The following is a 2,740-nucleotide window of genomic DNA, read 5'->3' as shown; positions in this document are numbered from 1 at the left end:
ATGCGCGTCGGCACCCTTGAGGCCGCCGAGGTCGGCACCCTTGCCGGAACCGACACTGGTGACGAAGAAGCTCATCTTGGCATCTTGCGAGTAAGCGGCGCCCGCGGCTGCGATCAGGATGGCCGCGGTGGCGAGAAGCAGTTTGCGCATGGTGGTTCCTCCGGTTTGGGCTTCGACTACGTCGAAGAAACGTTTCCGGAGGCCTGTTTAATCCCTACGCATGTCGCTTAAAAGTGCGCAGCGGTTTTTGGGAAACCGACATGCGTCAAAAAAAAGGCTCAACTTTTATTCCGGCTGCCTATAGGCGACGAAGCGATTGTGCTTGGCCTGGAAGATCAATCCGGTCTCTTTCAGGTCCGGGCTGGCCAGCGGCACGATGCGTTTGGCGATCTCGGAGGGATGCGGCAACGTCTCGGGATCTTCGCCCGGCACTGCCTGGGCCCGCATGGCGGTGCGGGTGGCGCCGGGGTCAGCGGCGTTCACCCTGAGCGGCAGGCTCTGCGTCTCATGCGCCCAGGAGCGCATCATCGTCTCCACCGCGGCCTTGGATGCCGCGTAGGGTGCCCAGAAGGCGCGCGCCGAGTGCGCGGCGTTGGAAGACAGGATGATCGCGCGGCCAGCATCGGAGAGCCGCAGCAGAGGGTCGACCGAGCGGATCAGCCGCCAGGTCGAGGTGACGTTGATGGTCATCACCTTCTCGAAGGTTTTTGCTTCGACATGACCGATCGGCGAGATGACGCCGAGCACGCCGGCATTGGCGACGAGAATGTCGAGCTTGCCCCAGCGTTCGTGGATGGCGCCGCCCAGGCGGTCGATGCCGGCCATGTCGGCGAGGTCGAGCGGCACCAGTGTCGCCTGGCCGCCGGCCGCCTTGATCTGGTCGTCGAGCTCTTCCAGCCCGCCGACAGTACGAGCCACCGCAATGACATGCGCGCCGGCGGCAGCCAATTCCTTGGCAATGAAATAGCCGATGCCGCGCGAGGCGCCGGTGACGACCGCAACGCGGCCGGAAAGGTCGAGGGTCATGCGATGGATTCCGGGAATTGACTAACGCTGATGGCGGTCCGGCCTACGTCCCGCTTGTCGCCAGCAGCGACAGCGTGCGCACATTGTCGTGGCCTTCGAAGTCGAGCAGGCGGGTCGGGTACTGGCCGGTGAAGCAGGCATCGCAGAATTGCGGCTGGTCGTTGTCGCGGCTGGCCTCGCCGACCGCGCGGTAGAGCCCGTCAATGGTGAGGAAGCCAAGCGAATCGACGCGAATGAACTCGGCCATCTCCTCGATCGACATGCGCGACGCCAGGAGCTTCGATTTCTCCGGCGTGTCGACACCGTAGAAGCAGGAGGCGCGTGTCGGCGGTGAGGCGATGCGCATATGCACCTCCTTGGCGCCGGCGTCGCGCACCATCTGCACGATCTTCTGGCTGGTGGTGCCGCGCACGATGCTGTCGTCGACCAGAACCACGCGCTTGCCTTCGATCATGCGCCGGTTGGCATTGTGCTTCAGCTTGACGCCCATATGGCGGATCGAATCGCCCGGCTGGATGAAGGTGCGGCCGACATAATGATTGCGGATGATGCCGAGCTCGAAGGGAATGCCGGCCGCCTGGCTGAAGCCGATCGCCGCCGGCGTGCCCGAATCCGGCACCGGCACGACGATGTCGGCCTCGACCGGGCTTTCGACCGCCAGCTCGGCGCCGATACGCTTGCGCACCTCATAGACGTTGCGGCCTTCGACCGAGGAATCCGGCCGCGCGAAATAGACATATTCGAAGATGCAGAAGCGGGTCTTCTGCGGCTCGAAGGGGAACAGGCTCTCGATGCCCTTGGACGTGACGACGACCATCTCGCCGGGCTTCAGGTCGCGCACGAAACGCGCACCGATGATGTCGAGCGCGCAGGTTTCAGAGGCCAGGATCCAGGCGCCGTCGAGATCGCCCAGCACCAGCGGCCGGATGCCGAGCGGATCGCGGCAGCCGATCATCTTCTTGGCCGTCATCGCCACCAGGGAGAAAGCGCCCTCGACCTGCCGCACCGCATCGATGAAACGCGAGTTCAAATCGCGCTCCTTGCTGGTGGCGACGAGGTGCAAAAGCGTCTCGGTATCGGAGGTGGAGGAGAAGATCGCGCCTTGCTTCTGCAGCGCGCGCTGCACGGTCATGGCGTTGGTCAGATTGCCGTTGTGGGCGACGGCGAAACCGCCATCGGCCAATTCGGCGAAAAAGGGCTGGATGTTGCGCATGCCGGCGCCGCCCGTGGTGGCGTAGCGCGTATGGCCAATGGCGCGGTTGCCTTGCAGGCTGTCGATGACGCGCTGCTTGGTGAAGGTGTCGCCGATCAGGCCGACATGGCGTTCGACATGGAACTGGCTGCCGTCATAGGAAACGATGCCGGCCGCTTCCTGGCCGCGATGCTGCAGCGCATGCAGGCCCAATGTAACGATGGCCGCAGCGTCCTGCCGGCCGAAAATGCCGAACACACCGCATTCGTCGTGGAAATGGTCGTCGGCCTCGGCGGAAAGCACGTCGTCTGCGTCTGCCATCTTAAGCTCCGCTAAAATCGCCATATAATGCGGGTTCGCGCCGAAAGCAACGCGGGCCGTGCAGTCGTTCACACCATCGTCAGATCCTGACGCCGTTTTTCGGCGTCAGTTTGCCGGTGCCGCCGGTGCCGGAGCGGCCGGGGCGTTGTTCGCCGGTGGTGTTGCGTCATTGTCGTCAGGCGCCGGCGTGTTGGTATCGTC

2 protein-coding genes are annotated in these 2,740 nt (G+C 64.1%); both read right to left on the bottom strand.

The features are described from left to right. Positions 1–285: 285 nt before the first annotated feature. A complete protein-coding gene (locus tag EOA22_RS29970; protein WP_013532529.1) occupies positions 286–1,026 on the bottom strand; it encodes an SDR family NAD(P)-dependent oxidoreductase in 741 nt (246 codons plus the stop codon). Between the two features lie 43 nt (positions 1,027–1,069). Then, complete coding sequence (purF, locus tag EOA22_RS29965) at positions 1,070–2,539, bottom strand: amidophosphoribosyltransferase (RefSeq protein WP_013532528.1); 1,470 nt, start codon at positions 2,537–2,539, stop codon at positions 1,070–1,072. Positions 2,540–2,740: the final 201 nt, after the last annotated feature.

It is taken from the genome of Mesorhizobium sp. M7A.F.Ca.US.014.04.1.1 (genome assembly GCF_003998745.1).
GTDB lineage: Bacteria > Pseudomonadota > Alphaproteobacteria > Rhizobiales > Rhizobiaceae > Mesorhizobium > Mesorhizobium ciceri.
This window is presented reverse-complemented; position numbering and strand designations above follow the sequence as displayed.